The sequence below is a fragment of the Agromyces subbeticus DSM 16689 genome (assembly GCF_000421565.1).
Classification (GTDB): Bacteria; Actinomycetota; Actinomycetes; order Actinomycetales; family Microbacteriaceae; genus Agromyces; species Agromyces subbeticus.
Genome location: NZ_ATXG01000001.1, coordinates 312828 through 328978 on the forward strand (window position 1 = coordinate 312828; position 16151 = coordinate 328978).

General features: G+C 67.8%; 12 protein-coding genes and 2 tRNA genes. 10 read left to right on the forward strand and 4 right to left on the reverse strand.

All coding sequences use genetic code 11. The annotated features are described in order from the left end of the window. Nucleotides 1–2 precede the first annotated feature (2 nt). Nucleotides 3–1694, reverse strand: coding sequence for a glycoside hydrolase family 13 protein (locus tag H521_RS0101480; protein ID WP_022891257.1), 1692 nt, complete (start codon nucleotides 1692–1694; stop codon nucleotides 3–5). 182 nt (nucleotides 1695–1876) lie between these two features. Here H521_RS0101480 and H521_RS0101485 point away from each other — a divergent pair, with 182 nt between their 5' ends. From H521_RS0101485 to H521_RS0101510, 6 genes are all read left to right on the forward strand, one after another. After that, complete coding sequence (locus H521_RS0101485; protein ID WP_022891258.1) at nucleotides 1877–3109, forward strand: sugar ABC transporter substrate-binding protein; 1233 nt, start codon at nucleotides 1877–1879, stop codon at nucleotides 3107–3109. Between the two features lie 78 nt (nucleotides 3110–3187). Continuing rightward, the gene (locus tag H521_RS0101490) at nucleotides 3188–4807 is read left to right on the forward strand and encodes an ABC transporter permease subunit (protein WP_022891259.1); all 1620 of its coding nucleotides are present in this window, start codon (nucleotides 3188–3190) and stop codon (nucleotides 4805–4807) included. Between the two features lie 122 nt (nucleotides 4808–4929). After that, on the forward strand, nucleotides 4930–5799 hold the full coding sequence (locus tag H521_RS0101495) for a sugar ABC transporter permease (protein ID WP_245560930.1): 870 nt from the start codon (nucleotides 4930–4932) through the stop codon (nucleotides 5797–5799). A 67-nt stretch (nucleotides 5800–5866) separates the two neighbouring features. After that, nucleotides 5867–7759, forward strand: a complete 1893-nt coding sequence (locus H521_RS20815) for a glycoside hydrolase family 13 protein (protein WP_022891261.1) — start codon at nucleotides 5867–5869, stop codon at nucleotides 7757–7759. A 100-nt stretch (nucleotides 7760–7859) separates the two neighbouring features. After that, nucleotides 7860–7931 (forward strand) — tRNA-Thr (locus H521_RS0101505). Nucleotides 7932–7976: 45 nt separating this feature from the next. Beyond that, a tRNA-Met gene (locus H521_RS0101510) sits at nucleotides 7977–8050 on the forward strand. A 151-nt stretch (nucleotides 8051–8201) separates the two neighbouring features. On the opposite strand, the gene H521_RS24795 is transcribed toward H521_RS0101510, so the two are convergent. The 3 genes from H521_RS24795 to H521_RS24800 form a co-directional block, all read right to left on the reverse strand. Continuing rightward, nucleotides 8202–8642 (reverse strand): MarR family winged helix-turn-helix transcriptional regulator, encoded by a 441-nt coding sequence (locus tag H521_RS24795; protein WP_022891262.1) that lies wholly within the window; start codon nucleotides 8640–8642, stop codon nucleotides 8202–8204. Then, nucleotides 8642–9280 carry an NAD(P)-dependent oxidoreductase gene (locus H521_RS0101520; RefSeq protein ID WP_022891263.1) on the reverse strand — a complete coding sequence of 213 codons (639 nt, stop codon included), beginning with the start codon at nucleotides 9278–9280 and terminating at the stop codon, nucleotides 8642–8644. Before H521_RS0101520 ends, H521_RS24795 begins: the two co-directional genes overlap by 1 nt. Before the next feature lie 180 nt (nucleotides 9281–9460). After that, the gene (locus H521_RS24800; protein WP_156891241.1) at nucleotides 9461–11908 is read right to left on the reverse strand and encodes a glycoside hydrolase family 10-like protein; all 2448 of its coding nucleotides are present in this window, start codon (nucleotides 11906–11908) and stop codon (nucleotides 9461–9463) included. Between the two features lie 274 nt (nucleotides 11909–12182). Here H521_RS24800 and H521_RS0101530 point away from each other — a divergent pair, with 274 nt between their 5' ends. Genes H521_RS0101530 through H521_RS0101545 form a run of 4 tightly spaced genes read left to right on the forward strand, consistent with a single transcriptional unit; the run spans nucleotide 12183 to nucleotide 16123 of the window. After that, nucleotides 12183–13511 (forward strand): ABC transporter substrate-binding protein, encoded by a 1329-nt coding sequence (locus H521_RS0101530; protein ID WP_022891265.1) that lies wholly within the window; start codon nucleotides 12183–12185, stop codon nucleotides 13509–13511. Between the two features lie 4 nt (nucleotides 13512–13515). Further along, on the forward strand, nucleotides 13516–14394 hold the full coding sequence (locus H521_RS0101535; RefSeq protein WP_022891266.1) for a carbohydrate ABC transporter permease: 879 nt from the start codon (nucleotides 13516–13518) through the stop codon (nucleotides 14392–14394). Then, the gene (locus H521_RS0101540) at nucleotides 14391–15311 is read left to right on the forward strand and encodes a carbohydrate ABC transporter permease (protein ID WP_022891267.1); all 921 of its coding nucleotides are present in this window, start codon (nucleotides 14391–14393) and stop codon (nucleotides 15309–15311) included. Before H521_RS0101535 ends, H521_RS0101540 begins: the two co-directional genes overlap by 4 nt. Further along, nucleotides 15308–16123: a GntR family transcriptional regulator gene (locus H521_RS0101545; RefSeq protein WP_022891268.1), complete on the forward strand. Its 816-nt coding sequence runs from the start codon at nucleotides 15308–15310 to the stop codon at nucleotides 16121–16123. The genes H521_RS0101540 and H521_RS0101545 overlap by 4 nt, the downstream gene beginning before the upstream one ends. The last annotated feature ends 28 nt before the right edge of the window (nucleotides 16124–16151 follow it).

The window sequence follows — 16151 nt, forward strand, 5'->3', positions numbered from 1 at the left end:
GGCTACGCCGCGAGCCAGGCCGTCGTGTCGGCGGGCAGCATGCCTCCCTCGAGCGGCTCGCTCGAGAGCAGCACCTCGCCGGCGGGCAGCTCGACCGCCGCGTCGCCGGTGTTGGCGACCACGACGACGTCGCCGTTGCGGAACGCCACGATCGACTCGGCGAACCCGGGCAGCCACTCGAGGGCGCCGGCGCCGAGGTCGCGGGAGCGCCGCAGCGCGAGCGCGCCACGGTAGAGCGAGAGCGTCGAGGTGGGGTCGTCGCGCTGCCGGTCGCGGGCCAGCGAGGCCCACTGCTCGGGCTGCGGCAGCCACGAGGCATCCGCCGGCCCGAAGCCGTAGGAGGGCGCCGAGCCCTCCCAGGGCAGCGGCACGCGGCATCCGTCACGGCCGTAGCGCTCGCCGCCGGTGCGGAACCATGTGGGGTCTTGTCGGGCGTCGTCGGGCAGGTGGATGACCTCGGGCAGGCCGAGCTCCTCGCCCTGGTAGAGGTAGGCCGAGCCCGGCAGAGCGAGCATGAGCGCGGTCGCCGCGCGGGCGCGGCGCAGGCCGGGCGCGTACTCGGGCAGCCCTTTCGAGCGCGGCCCGAGACCGTGACCCTGCGGGTTCGCCTCGGTGACCGAGAGCCGGGTCGCGTGGCGCACGACGTCGTGGTTCGAGAGCACCCACGTCGACGGGGCGCCGACCGAGCCGAAGGCGTCGAGCGAGGCGTCGATGACGTGGCGCAGCGCCTCGGCATTCCACGGCGTCTCGAGATAGGCGAAGTTGAAGGCCTGGTGCATCTCGTCGGGACGCACCCACTTGGCGACGCGGGGGAGCGGGTCGACCCACGCCTCGGCGGCGAGGATGCGTTCGCCGGGGTACTCGTCGAGCAGCGCGCGCCAATCACGGTAGATGTCGTGCACGCCCTCTTGACCCCAATAGGGCGCGCTGTCGCCGGGCTCGGCCGAGATCTCGGGCTCGAGGGGCACGCCGGATGCGGCGGCGGTGACGCCCGCAGCTCCGCCCATGCTGCCGCCCTCGGCCGGCGGGGTGTAGTCGGGCAGGCCTTCGGCCTTGATCATGCCGTGGGCGACGTCGACCCTGAAGCCGTCGACGCCGCGATCGAGCCAGAAGCGGAGGATGTCGCGGAACTCTTCGCGCACCTCGTCGTTGGTCCAGTCGAAGTCGGGCTGCGAGCTGTCGAAGAGGTGCAGGTACCACTGACCGGGCGTGCCGTCGGACTCGAGCACCCGGGTCCAGGCGGGGCCGCCGAAGACCGACTCCCAGTTGTTCGGCGCCTCGGCGCCGTCGGGGCCGCGGCCGTCGCGGAACAGGTAGCGGGCGCGCTCGGGGCTGCCGGGCGCGGCGGCGAGGGCGGCCTGGAACCACTCGTGCGCGTCGGACGAGTGGTTGGGCACGAGGTCGACGATGACCCGGATGCCGCGGGCGTGCGCCTCGGCGATCATCGCGTCGAAGTCGTCGAGCGTGCCGAAGAGCGGGTCGACGTCGCAATAGTCGGCGACGTCGTACCCGGCGTCGCGCTGCGGCGACGTGTAGAACGGCGAGAGCCAGATGGCGTTGATTCCGAGCTCCTGCAGGGCCACGAGTCGCGACGTGATGCCGGCGAGGTCGCCCATGCCGTCGCCGTTCGCGTCGGCGAAGGACCGCGGGTAGATCTGGTAGATCGCGGCGGTGCGCCACCATTCGGAAGTCATGACCGAAACTGTACGACATCTCGTCACTTGATGGAAACGCTTGCAGTGTGGGAGCTTCACCTGTTGGTTACAAACCGGTATCGATGCTGGCCCAGCAGTTTGGTAAAGGGCCTCGCGCAAGGTATACCTGTAATCGCTTGCATCATGCGGGCAATCCCACGCACACTGAGAAGGGCACACCAATGAGGGTGAACACGAAGAGCCTCCTCGCTGCCGGGGCCGTCGCAGTCATCGCGACGCTCGGTCTCGCGAGCTGCTCCGCCGGCGACAGCGGCTCCGAAGGCGAGGCCTCGTCGAGCGGCACGCTGACGGTCTGGGTCGACGCCGAGCGGGTCGACGCGCTGCAGGCCGCAGCCGACGCGTACTCCGAGGAGAAGGGCGTGAAGGTCGAGCTCGTCGGCAAGGACAACGCCGACATCAAGGACGACTTCATCCAGCAGGTGCCGACGGGCAAGGGCCCCGACATCACGATGGGTGCGCACGACTGGCTGGGCGAGCTCTCGACGAACGGCGTCGTCGCCCCGATCGAGCTCGGCGACTCCGCCACCGACTACCTCCCGGTCGCGATCGACGCGTCGACCTACGAGGGCACCGTCTACATGCTTCCCTACGCGGTCGAGAACATCGCCGTGCTGCGCAACGCCGACCTCGTTCCCGAGGCCGCCGCGAGCTTCGACGACATGATCGCGAAGGGCCAGGCCGCCGGCCTCGCCCAGCCGTTCGTCGTCGAGCAGGGTGCAGAGGGCAACCCCTACCACCTCTACCCGTTCCAGACCGCGTTCGGTGCTCCCGTCTTCGGCAGCAACGACCAGGGCTACGACCCGACCGACCTGCAGCTCGGCAACGCGGGCGGCGAGCAGTTCGCGACGTGGCTCGGCAGCCAGGGCAAGAACGGCACCGGCGTCTTCAACACCGACGTCGACGGAGACATCGCCAAGCAGTCCTTCCTCGACGGCACGGCCGCCTTCTGGCTGACCGGCCCGTGGAACGTCGGCGCAGCGACCGACGCCGGCATCAACGTCGCGATCGACACCGTGCCGAGCCCGACCGCTGAAGCGGCATCGCCGTTCGCCGGCGTCAAGGGCTTCTTCATCTCCTCCGAGTCGAAGAACAAGGTCGCCGCGAATGACTTCCTCGTCAACTACCTCGGCACCGAAGACGTGCAGCTCGAGCTCTTCGAGGCCGGCAACGTGCTGCCCGCGCTGAGCGCGGCAGCCGAGACCGCATCGGAAGACCCGATCGTCGCCGGCTTCGCCGCCGTCGGTGCAGAGGCCGTGCCGATGCCCGCGATTCCCGCCATGGGCGCCGTCTGGCAGTACTGGGGCATCGCCGAGGCCGACATCATCAACGGTGCCGACCCCGTCGCCACCTGGCAGAAGCTGACCGCCGACGTGCAGGCTGCGATCAGCAAGTAACGGAAGAGCAGCTCCGGGTCGGATGTCGCCGCGACATCCGGCCCGGAGCACTCACGTGCGACGAGAAGAGCGAGCAGCATGAGCACCACGATCGACGACGAGGTCACGCCCGAGACCCGGCCGAAACCGACGAAGCGCCAGCGCCGTGCGGCCAACATCGCCGACGCGGCATCCGGCGGGGTGAAGATGCTGCTGCTGAAGCTGCTGCTGCTCGGCATCGTCGACGCGATCGCGGTCTACGGGGTCGTCATCCTCGCGAGCGCCGGCCAGTGGCTCGTCGCGGCGATCGTCGCGGTCGTGACCGTGATCGTCAACTGGATCTACTTCTCGCGCCGCAAGCTTCCGGCGAAGTACCTCGCGCCGGGCGTCATCTTCCTCGTCATCTTCCAGGTGTTCGTGCTCGTCTACACGGGCTACATCGCCTTCACCAACTACGGCACCGGCCACAACGGCTCGAAGGAGCAGGCGGTCAGCTCGCTCATGGCCTCGTCGCTGGAGCGCGTCGAGGACTCGCCCACCTACCCCGTCACGGTCGTCGACCAGGGCGGCACGCTCGGCCTGCTCGTGACCGACCCCGACGGCGAGGCGAGCGTCGGCACGAACGAGCAGCCGCTCGACGAGGTCGACGCCGAGATGGAGGGCGGCAAGGCCGTCGCCATCGACGGCTGGAACACCCTGAGCTTCGCCGACGTCATCGCCCGCACCGACGAGATCACCGAGCTCGCAGTGCCGTTCTCCGACGACCCGAACGACGGGGCGCTGCGCACCCCCGACGGGTCGAGCGCCTACCTCTACCTCTCGAACCTCGAGTACGACGAGGCCGCCGGCACGATGACGAACCTCGACACCGGCACCGTCTACTCCGACCTCGGCACGGGGGCGTTCACCTCCGACCAGGGCGAAGAGCTGCTGCCGGGCTGGCAGATCGTGGTCGGCTTCGACAACTTCGTGCGTGCCGTCACCGACGAGCGCCTCGCGGGCCCGCTCATCTACGTCACGCTCTGGACCTTCGCGTTCGCGCTGATCTCGGTCGCGTCGACGTTCTTCCTCGGCCTGTTCCTCGCGATCGTCTTCAACGACATGCGCATGCGGGGTCGCAAGTACTACCGCGTGCTGATGATCCTGCCGTACGCGATCCCCTCGTTCCTCTCGGCACTCGTCTGGGCCGGCATGATGAACGAGAGTTTCGGATTCATCAACCAGGTGCTGCTCGGCGGGGCATCCGTGCCGTGGCTCACCGACCCTGTGCTCGCCAAGGTCTCGGTGCTCATCGTGAACCTCTGGCTCGGATTCCCGTACATGTTCCTCGTGTGCACGGGGGCGCTGCAGTCGATCCCCGATGAGCTGCAAGAGGCCGCGACCGTCGACGGCGCGAAGCCGTGGGCCGTGTTCCGGCTCATCAAGCTGCCGCTGTTGCTCGTCTCGGTCGCGCCGTTGCTCATCGCGTCGTTCGCGTTCAACTTCAACAACTTCAACGTGATCTACATGCTCACCGACGGTGGGCCGCGCGACTCGAACGCGCCGATCCCCGTCGGGTTCACCGACATCCTGATCTCGATGGTCTACAAGGTGGCGTTCACCGGGCAGACGCGTGACTACGGTCTCGCGAGCGCGTACTCGATCATCATCTTCATCATCGTGGCCGTGATCTCGGTCATCGCCTTCCGTCGCACCAAGTCGCTCGAGGAGCTCAACTGATGTCCGCGCAGCAGCCAGTTCCCGGAACGCCGACCGGCCTCGTGGTCGGCGAGATCGATGAGTTCGCGGATGCCTCGACGCGCGCGAGCACCTCAGTGGGGGGCTCCGCCCCGCGCACGCCGATGCCGCGCAAGCCGTTCCAGTTCGGCCGCTGGTTCCGGGCGACCGGCTGGCGCCACATCGTCGGCGTCGTGATGGTGCTCTTCTCGCTGTTCCCGATCGTGTTCGTGATCTCGTCGGCGCTGAATCCGCAGGGCACGCTCACGGGGTCGAACGCGCTCTTCTCGAAGATCGGCATCGACAGCTTCGTGCGCATCCTCACCGACCCGAAGGTGCCGTTCCTGACCTGGTTCGGGAACACCCTCATGATCGCGGGCATCACCGCGGTCGCGACGGTGTTCCTCGGGGCGCTCGCGGCGTACTCCTTCTCGCGCATGCGGTTCACCGGGCGTCGCTTCGGGCTCATCTCGATCGTCGTCGTGCAGATGTTCCCGCAGCTGCTCGCGGTGGTCGCGATCTTCCTGCTGATGAGCGCGATCGGCGACTGGTTCCCTGCGATCGGGTTGAACACGCACGTCGGCCTCATCATGGTCTACCTCGGCGGTGCGCTCGGCGTGAACACGTACCTCATGTACGGCTTCTTCAACACGGTGCCCGCCTCGATCGACGAGGCGGCGAAGCTCGACGGCGCAGGGCACGCGCGCATCTTCTTCACGATCATCCTTCGGCTCGTGGCGCCCATTCTCTCGGTCGTGGCGCTGCTCTCGTTCATCGCGTCGGTCAACGAGTTCGTCGTGGCATCCGTGCTGCTCATCGATACCGAGCAGCAGACGCTCGCCGTGGGTCTCACCAAGCTCGTCTCGAACCCGCGCTACGCCGACTGGAGTGCCTTCTCGGCCGGCGCCGTGATCGCGGCTCTGCCCGTGGTGGCGCTCTTCCTCTTCCTGCAGAAGTACATCGTCGGCGGGCTCACCGCCGGCGCCGTCAAGTAAGCGAGCGGATGCCGCGGAGTCGCGGCGCGTTCTCCTGCGTGTCGCACGCGGGTGGAAAGGTGGACCCATGCCCGAGGCCCTGACACCGCACCATGATGGATCGCCGCTGCATGTCTCGACCCAGGCGCCCTCGCTCGGCGAGGTGGTGCAGGTGCGACTGCGGGTGCCCGAGTCGTTCGGGCCGCTCGCGTGGGTCGGCACCCGGTCGAACCCGAACCGCGAGCCGCGGTTCGACGAGGCGTCCCTCGTCGAGACGATCGACGGATGGCAGTGGTGGCAGGCCGCGGTCGAGGTCGAAAACCCCGTGCACGGCTACCGCTGGCTGCTCGTCGGCGCTGACGGGCGTCAGCACTGGCTGAACCAGCTCGGCCTGTCGGCGGTCGAGGCGCGCGATCACGACGACTTCAAGCTCGTGGCGCACGCGCCGGCGCCCGACTGGGCGGCGTCGAGCGTCATGTACCAGGTGTTCCCCGACCGGTTCGCGAAGTCGGAGAATGGGCCGTTCGACGAGCTTCGGGCACGCGATGCGCTGCCCGAGTGGGCGATGCCGGCCGACTGGAGCGACCCCGTCGACCCGGTCTACCCCGGCCGTTCGAAGCAGCTCTTCGGCGGCGACCTCGACGGGGTGCGCGAGAAGCTCGACCACCTCGAGTCGCTCGGTGTCGACCTGCTCTACCTGACGCCGGTGTTCCCGGCCCGCTCGAACCACCGCTACGACGCCTCGACCTTCGACCTCGTCGACCCTCTGCTCGGCGGCGACGAGGCGCTCGTGCGGCTCGTCGAGGCGGCGCACGCCCGTGGTATCCGCGTGATCGGCGACCTGACCTCGAACCACTCGGGTGATGCGCACGAGTGGTTCCGCGCGGCGCAGGCTGACCCGGCGGCGCCCGAGCGCGAGTTCTACGTCTTCCGCGATGAGGCCCAGGGCGGCGGCTACGAGTCGTGGCTCGGCGTGCCGAGCCTTCCGAAGTTCGACTGGAACTCCACCGAGCTGCGGCGACGCTTCATCGAGGGCCGCGACTCGGTCGTCGCGCGATTCCTCGCCCCGCCGTTCAATCTCGACGGCTGGCGCATCGACGTCGCGAACATGACCGGCAGGCTCGGCGCGACAGACCTGAACGCCGAGGTGCGCCAAACCATCCGCCGCACGATGCTCGAGGTCAACCCCGACACGATCCTGCTCGGCGAGTCGACGAACGACGCGGCGAGCGACTTCCAGGGCGACGCCTGGCACGGCGCGATGACCTACACGCCGTTCACCCGGCCGCTGTGGAGCTGGCTGCTCGAACCCGGCAGCCCGGGCGGCGGCGGCATCGGCTTCGCCCTGCAGCGCGTGCCGGCGTTCACGGGCACCGACTTCCACGCCACGCACCTGCGGTTCGCCGCCGGGTTCCCGTGGCGCACGCGTCTGGCCACCATGAACGCCCTCGACACGCACGACACCCCGCGGTTCGCCACGCATGCTCGGCCCGGCACGGTTCCGGCCGCCGTCGGCCTCGCCGTCACCCTGCCCGGCATCCCCGTGGTCTGGGCGGGCGACGAGTTCGGGTTGACCGGTGAAGACGGTGAGGCGTCGCGCACGCCGATTCCGTGGGGGAGCGAGGCCTCGGCCGCGGTCGCCCCCGTGCTCGAGCTGTATCGAGACCTGCTGCGGCTGCGTCGCGATCACCCCGTGCTCGCGAGCGGCGGCATCCGCTGGCTCGCCGTCGACGACGACGCCGTCGCCTTCGTGCGCGAGTCGGCCGACGAGACGGTGCTCGTGGTCGCGTCGAGGGCGGCAGCGGCGCTCGAGTTCGACGCCGAGGGGCTGGTCGGGTCGGCTGCCGCGACGAGCCTGTTCGGCGACGTGCGGCTCGAGACATCCGCCGGTCGCATCACGCTGCAGATCGACGGTGCGGGCTTCGCTGCGGTCGCCCTGCCGGGTGTCGCGACCCCGTCGTGGCAGGGCGTACGCGCATGATCGCACGACGCTGCGGCGAGGCCCGTGCACACTCGTCGTCACGGTTCGGCGGCACCTCGCAGAAGTGATATCCTCGTACGGTTGCCGATTGTGGCAGCGCGCCCCGATAGCTCAGTGGTAGAGCACTTCCATGGTAAGGAAGGGGTCGTCAGTTCAATCCTGACTCGGGGCTCTGGTTCTCTTCGTTCGACCGTTCGGTCGGGCGGGAAGCCTACCCGGCGGGGTAGCTCAGGTGGTTAGAGCACACGGCTCATAATCGTGGTGTCGCGGGTTCGAGTCCCGCCCTCGCTACAACAGTAGGACTCCGCGCATCGCGGGTTCGTTTCTCTCGTCGTTCGGCCGTTCCCGAGTCTCTGATCGGGTCTAACGGATGTCGGGTCGAGTGGATGCCGTCAGCGGGCAGTCAGGAGCGATCGCCTGGGCCGACGAGCAGCTCGCTCGGTCATCGCTCCTTCGTGACTCGGGTGAGCAGATCGGCGAGCTGTGCGAGGTCATCATGCGCGAGCGCGTCGAACAGCGGAAGGAGTCGTTCGACGGTGTCGCGCTCGAACCGGACGACCTCCTCGGCGGCTTCCTCGGTGAGGCGGATGATGCGGGAGCGCCCGTCGTCGGGATTGACGACTGTTTCGATGACCTGCTTCTCGCGGAGCCCATCGAGGAGCTGGGTGACCGCGCCCGGAGTGATCCCGAGATCGGCGGCTATCACGCCGGGCGTGATCGCGCGGCCACCGTGGGCGAGGATGAACAACGCCTGCATCTGGGTTCGAGTGATGTCTCGACCGTGGAAGGGAACGCGGCGGTTCGTCGTGATGGCGCGGCTCAGCTTCGCGACCGACTCGAGAACTTCGGCGACGCTGGCAGGCCGGTCGCTCTCGTGCGGCATCAGTTGCTGACGAATGGCAGCTCGCGGATGAACGTTCGGTCGTCGACCTGCGAGAGGATGAACTCCGCGAGGTCGTCGCGGCCGATCTGCGTGCTGGAGTTCACGCCTACCCAGCCGACCCGGTATGACCCGGTCCCGGGTGTTTCCATCAGGCGCGGGCCCCGAACGACCGTCCACTCGGTGCTGCTCTCCTGCAGTACCCGCAAGTGCTCCTCTGCATCGGCGAGCACGTGGCCTGAGATCGCCTTCAGCAGGAAACGGATGATCTTGTCGGCTGCTGTCGGCTGATCCTTGCCCTCGGCACGTAGACCACCGCCGGAGAGAGTGACGATACGGCGCACCCCGTGCTTCTGCATCGCCGCAACGATGTTGCGAGTGCCATCGGCTTGCAGGGTCTTCGGCGACCCCTTCACCTGGCCGAACAGGCTCAGCACTGCGTTCGACCCAGCGATGGTCTGCGCGACCGCTGATGGGTCGCGGACATCTCCCTGAATCACAGTGAGTGAGGCGGGGAGGGTGCCGCCGAGCTTCTCGGGGTCGCGCACGAGTGCTCGAACGTCGTACCCCTGCTCGAGTGCGCGGGCGAGCACCCGGCGGCCGGTTTTGCCGGTACCTCCGAAGAGGGCGATCGTCGTCATCCTGTTACTTTAGCGACGAAACAATTTCGGAGAGGCGCTCGTCGCCGAGATCGGCCGGTGGTGCCAGTTCACAGTCAAGAAGAGAGCGACTCCGTCCTTGCTGTACGGCCGGCTTCTGGCAGAAGAGGGGTGCCCGGCCAGTCGGCCGGGCACCCCGCTTCGATCAATCAGTGCTCGGGATCAGCCGCGGCGCTCCAGCGCCGTGTCGATCCATCGACCGAACATGTCGAGGTCGCGAAGCGTTCGAGCGGCGAACGCCTGTGCACCATCGCCTGATGGCGAACCCACTGAGGACGCCGCCTGCTCGAGCTCGCGCGCGGCCTTGTCGAGCTGGTCGTCGTCCATTGCTGCGAGGGCTTTGTCGAGGCGGTGCTCGACGCGGTCGCCGGTCTTGTCATCGATGCAACCCGTCGTGGCATCCGCGATCTGGTCACGGAGCGACTGGATGCCCACGACCGCCGCACCGAGGGGGTCGGCGTGCGGGGCGACGGCGTCGACGCGGTGCGCGCCCTCGGCCAAGGCCTCGGCTTGTCCCGCGGAGAGCTGGTTCCAGGCGAACAGCCCGACACCGTCGGAGCCCGCGTCGGAGACGGCACGGATCTGCTCGAGCACCGTGGCGGGGGTCGAGCCGCGGAACGGCCCGTATGTCGCCGTGTAGAGGTATTGGTTGTCGCCCACTCGCTCGCGCATCACCTCGGTGTCGCGAGCGACCGATGCGCCCGATGTGCCGAACGACATTCCGGTGAGAAGGTCCACGTAGCCTCGATCCACCCAGTCGGCCCAGTTCTGGAACTTCTTGTCGAGACCGTCGACGGGGTCGGCGAAGACCGCCGCCGACAGTGCGACATCGGATGCCTCGGTCTGCTGCAGCTCGCGCACCTCACCGACGAACGACGTGACGTTCTCGATGCGCCAGTCGGTCCACGTCTGCCACGCGGCGTCCGTGGGCGTGAGCGTGTACGGGTCGACGCCGTGCTCGGCGGCGAACGTCTGGCGGCTGTAATCGCTGTACGAGTACCCGGCGGTCTCCCATGGCTGCGAGACGGGGTATCGGATGTAGTCGAGGTGCACGCCATCAACGTCGTAGGTCGTGAGCAGTTCGCGGAGCAGGGACTGGACGTACGCACGCGCATCGGGATGCGCCGCATCGAGGAAGTAGTACCCGGGCTCGGCCACCGACGGGCCGAGCGCCTTGCCGACGTCCTTCCGCTGGAGGGCGGCCCAATTGGGGTGCGCACTCAGCACGGGCCCGATGCCGCCTGTCTGGTCGGATCCCACGAAGAACGTGTGGATCCACGGGTGCAGTTCGATGCCGCGCGCGTGGGCGCCGTCGATCCAGACCTGCAACGGGTCGAAGCCCACCATGTTCGGACGCTGCGGCGCGACACCGGCCGCGGCCGCGGCCTCCGACGGGTAGATCGTGTAGCCCTGATAGATCGACTCGAGGAACACGACATTGAAGCCGGCCGCATCGATCCGGTCGAGGGTCGCCTCGATGGCAGCGGGGTTCGTCTCCTCGGGGCGGACCCAGGTTGCTCGTCCCTCCGCAGGCCGTGACTCGGCGGTCCGGTGCGCGGCGAGTTCTGCGGTCGCCTTCGCCGCGTTCGCGAGGTCGACCGCGCCGGTCTTGTCGCCGGCCTCGGCTGCTGCATGCGCGTCGGCGAGGGCCGCGGCCGCATCCGTCGATGCCTCGGTTGCGCGATCTTCCGGGAACGCGAGGCAGGAGCCGACCGCGTCCTCGATGCGCGCGTCGGCGTCGGCGAGCGCCTGCTCAGCCCCGAAGATCGCCGTTCGCTCGTCGATCGTCGCCGTGAGGGCGGTGCCGTCGATGGTGATCGAGGCACCCACGACGGCGTTCGTCTGCAGCCAGGTTCCCCGAGCGCCGTGACCTGACAGCACGAATCCGTCGACGGGGATCTGACGGTCGTTGCCGCCCGCCCCCGTGACCACGCCGTCCTGCACGGTGACCTCGAATCCGAAGTCGTTGGTGCCGGTGGTCGCCCTGGCCGACGCGGGCGAGTACTGGATCAGCTGCTCTGCGCCGCGGCAACCGGGGAAGCACGTGCCGTTGCCGTCGACTCCGGCCGGATTGGTCGCGGCGGTGGGGTCGGTGGCATCGAGCGTCGTCGAGGCCGAGCGGGAGACCACGGGAGCGATGTGTATCGTGTCGCCGGGCCTCACATGATCGCGGAGCCACGCCCGGACGTCGGGGCTGCCGCCGGGCGATACCGAGAGCACGACACCGTTGACGGGGATCGCGTTGTCGCCCGGCCTCCACGAGCCGTCGGCGCACGAGGCGAGCACAGTGCACACCCGTTCGACGGAGTAGCCCGTCGCCGAGCCGTCCGACACGAGGACGGCCTCGCCTCCGAAGGCGTTGGTCTTCGTCGTCGCGCCGAACGCGGGCGTGTAGACGGCGACCATTCCGGCCAGCCGGCTCGGCGGGTTGATCGCGGCGATCGGCAGCGTCGCGCCGTCGGCCGCGGTGATCTCGTTGCCGGCTGCAGGTGGAATCGGGGCAGCCATTGCCGGCCCCACCGCGGTGAGCGCGGTCAAGGCGACGGCGATCGCCGCAACGGTCGACCACAGTGCCCTGGCGCGGCGTCGGGGTTGTCTTCTGTCGTTCACCTTCACATCCTTCGTTCAATCGACGCCGGTGCAGGATTCCTCAAGATCGGCGCTGAGCATGAATTGGTTCGAACCAATAATGGTCAACGTATCGATGGGTTCGGCTCGCCGCAAGGCGTCTCGTCAAATTCACCCCCGACTGCGCCGGGTTGAGAAGCAATGACCGCCAGCCGCGGCGCGTCAAGTGGTTCGAGAAGAATTGCATTGGTTCGAACCAGTTGCTACGGTGTGGAATCGGACGCACCGTCCAGTCCTGTCCTGCGAAAGGTCCACAATGAAGTTGAAACCACGGAAGCACGGAATCCTGGGCGCGATCGCCCTGGCGTCCGGCGTTGCCATCGCGCTCGCCGGCTGCAGCCTCGAGGGGGTCGACACCGGCGCCGCGGCATCCGACGACGAGCTCTCGAAGGTCGACGGCGAGATCAGCTTCGCCACCCTCGAGCTCAGCTCCAACCCCGACCTCGCCGCCTACATCGAAGACACGATCTCGGCGTTCGAGAAGGAGTACCCCGGCACGGAGGTCGAGTGGATCGACGTGCCGTTCGCCGGTGCACAGGAGAAGTTCGCAGCGGATGCCGCCGCGGGCAACCTCCCCGACGTCGTCAACCTCAATCCGAACATCGCCCAGCCGCTCGAGCGGGAGGGCGTCTTCCTCGACATCGACGCGGCGGACCCCGAGCTCGCGGCCGAGTACGTCGCCGGAGCGTGGGAGGGCTTCCAGGTCCCCGGCCAGGAGGGCACGTTCGGAGTGCCGTGGTACCTCACGAGCGAAGTGACCATGTACAACGCCGCGCTCTACGAGCAAGCGGGACTCGACCCCGAGGCCGCTCCTGAGACTTTCGACGAGCTGTACGAGCAGGCCGCCGCGGTCTCGACCGCGGGCGCTGGCGCGTTCTACGGGATCCACCCGGCTCTCGAGAACCGGTTCATGACCGACCTCGCGAAGATCGGCGTGCCGCTGATCGATGAGGACCTCGTCTGGACCTTCAACACCCCGGAGGCGGTCGAGCACGTCGAACGCCTCGCCGAGATGTACCAGACGGGCGTGTTCCCCGCTGATTCGCTCACCCAGAACCTCAACGACGCGAAGGAGGGCTACCAGGCCGGCAGCATCGCGGTCTTCCCCTCGGGCCCGAACTTCCTCAACGGCATTCAGCAGAACGCGCCCCAGGTCTTCGAGAACACCCGCGTCGCCCCGCAGATCGCGGCCGAGGGCGAGCCGATCAACATGTCGGTGATGGGCCTGCTGATCCCGAAGACGAGTGAGAACCAGGGCACGGCGCTGGCCTTCACGAAGTTCATCACCAACGCCGAGAACCAGCTCGCATTCGCCAAGGTCGCCCCAGTGCTGCCGTCGGTGACCGAAGCGCTCGAAGATCCGTTCTTCCAGGATGACTCAGACGGTACTGAGCTCTCCAAGGCGCGCAAGCTCTCGGCGAACGGCCTCGAGCGCGCCGAGAACCTCACTCCCGTGCAGTACGACGATCAGGTGAAGAACGCAGTGCTCGCCAAGATCCAGCTCGCGCTCGCCGGCGACCTCTCGGCGCAGGACGCACTGGATCAGGCCGTCGAGGACGCCAACGCGATCACCGGCGGAGAATAGCGCGATGCGGCCCCGAAGACTCCTCACCCCGTGGGTGCTTCTCGCGCCGGCGCTCGCCGTCGCGCTGATCTTCCACATCGTGCCGTTCTTTCGCACCGTCCAGTTGTCGTTCACCGACTTCCGGCTGGCATCGGGCGGAGAGTACATCGGTCTGGAGAACTTCGGGGCCCTCGCTTCCTCGGACGTGTTCTGGCTGTCCGCCGGCAACACGCTCCTCTACGTGATCGTGGTGGTGCCGCTCCTGGTCATGCTGCCGCTCTTCCTCGCCATGCTCGTGCAGCCCAAGATTCCGGGCATCGCGTTCTTCCGGGCATCGTTCTACACGCCGGTCATCGCCTCGATGGTCGTCGTCGGCCTGATCTGGGTGTTCCTGCTGCGAGAGCAGGGGCCGGTGAACTGGCTCCTGCAGACGCTCAAGGTGGTTCAGGGGCCGCTGCCGTTCCTGACGGACGCCACGCTGCTGCTGCTCAGCTGCATGCTCGTGACCGTCTGGAAGGGTCTCGGTTTCTACATGGTCATCTACCTCACGGCACTCGCGAACGTACCGGGTGAACTGCACGAAGCGGCACAGGTCGACGGCGCGGGCGGTGTCCGGCGATTCTGGTCGGTGACGCTTCCGTCAGTGCGGCCCACGATGTTGCTCGTGGGTGTGCTGTCGGCGATCGCTGCCATGAAGGTGTACGCCGAGATCTTCGTCATCGCCGGAGAGACGGCGGGACCGGGTGGCCAAGTGCGTTCCCTCGTCTTCACGATCCGAGAGGTCGGGTCGGGTTTCGACGGTCAGGTGGGGTACGCCGCCGCCATGAGCCTCGTGCTCTTCGTCTTCACGATCGGGCTCACCGTCGCCCTGCAGAAGTTGAGCCGGGAGAACGAGGAAGCATGAGCATCATCGATACGAACACCGTGCCCGCAGAGGCAACCGCTGCCGAGGTGCCGACCCGGGAGCCTCGACGGCTCCGCAAGCGGAAGCTGACGCCGGCAGGCCTGGCGAAGCGCTCGCTGCACTACCTGGTGCTCGCGGGCGTGCTCGTGCTCCTCGTGGGGCCGTTCGTGTTCACGCTCGGCACGTCGCTCAAGGGCCCCGCCGACAGCGTGTTCTCCTACCCGCCGTACTTCATTCCACGCGACCCGACGCTCGACAACTTCTCGAAGGTCGCCGACGTGATCCCCGTCGGGCAGTTCATCTGGAATTCCCTCATCGTCGCGACCGTGTCGACAGTCACGAACATCCTCTTCGGGTCCATGGCCGGGTTCGCCCTGGCGCGCTTGCGGTTCCGAGGCAACATGACGGCGTACCTGCTCTTCCTCGCGACACTGGTCATCCCGTTCGAGGTCATCTTCATCTCCGTCTTCCTCACGTCGAAGCAGATGGGCCTCGTCGACACGCTCGCGGGCGTCATCCTGCCGACGGCGGTGACGGGCTTCTCGATCCTGCTGTTCCGTTCGGCGTTCCTCTCGCTGCCCAGGGCGATCGACGAGGCCGCCGTGCTGGATGGCGCGACCGAGTTCCAGCGCTACTGGCGCGTGTCGATGCCGTCGGTCACTGGAACGATGGCCGTGGTCGGTATCTTCAGCTTCATGTTCGCGTGGGACGACTTCCTCTGGCCGCAGATCGTGTTGACCAGCCAGCAGAACTACACCCTCACGGTCGGACTGCAATTCCTCGCCGGTGCGTTCGCCGACGACCAGAAGGTCGTCGCCGCAGGCACGATGATCGCGGTCATCCCGCTCATCATCGTGTTCTTCCTGGCACAGAAATGGTTCTTCCGTGGGGCCGGAGAAGGAGCGGTAAAGGGATGAGTACCGAATTCGAATGGGATGCGCCGACGGATGCGTCCGCGCTCGACGCTGTGATCGAGCCGAACGCCGTCTCTGCCGTGGTCGAGTCGACCCCGGTCGCCGACGCGGCCGCCTCGAAGGTGGATCTCACTCGCGCGCGATTGCGCGACGAGGTGATCGCGAATCTCGCGCCGCACGACCCGATTCCGGCCGAGCGGGAACTCGTGCACCGGTTCGGCGTGAGCAGAGCGACGATCCGTCAAGCCCTGTCACGCCTCGCCGACCACGGCTGGGTCTATCGGGTCCAGGGCTCGGGAACCTTCGTCGCAGACAAGGATCTCGTCACGAAGTCGCCCTATCTCACGTCATTCTCCGAAGACATCTCGGAGCGCGGAATGACCCCCGGCTCGCGGGTGCTTCGCCTCGAACATGGTCGAGCCGACGACAGGGTGGCCCGTGAGCTGCTCATCCCGGTCGGTGCGCGAGCCGTGCACATCGAGCGGCTTCGTACTGCCGATGGCGCGCCGCTGTGCATCGAGAGTCTGTGGCTGCCCGAATGGTTGACGGGCGAGAACCTCGGCCCCGAGCTGCTCGGCTCCCTCTATTCGTACTTCGAGCACGCCGGCGCCTCTCCCGCGCGGGCGCATCAGACCATCCGGGCGGTGAGTCTCGACGCCGCTCAGGCCGAGTTGCTGCAGACCGAGGCGGGAGCACCGGCGCTGATGGTGTCCCGCATCGTCTTCGACGCCCACGGGCGTCGCATCGAAGCGTCAACGGGCGTCTACCTCGGCGACCGATACGACTTCCAGATCAACGTGAAGCGACGCGCGTGAGCACGTCGTCGCAACAGGGAATCCTCCG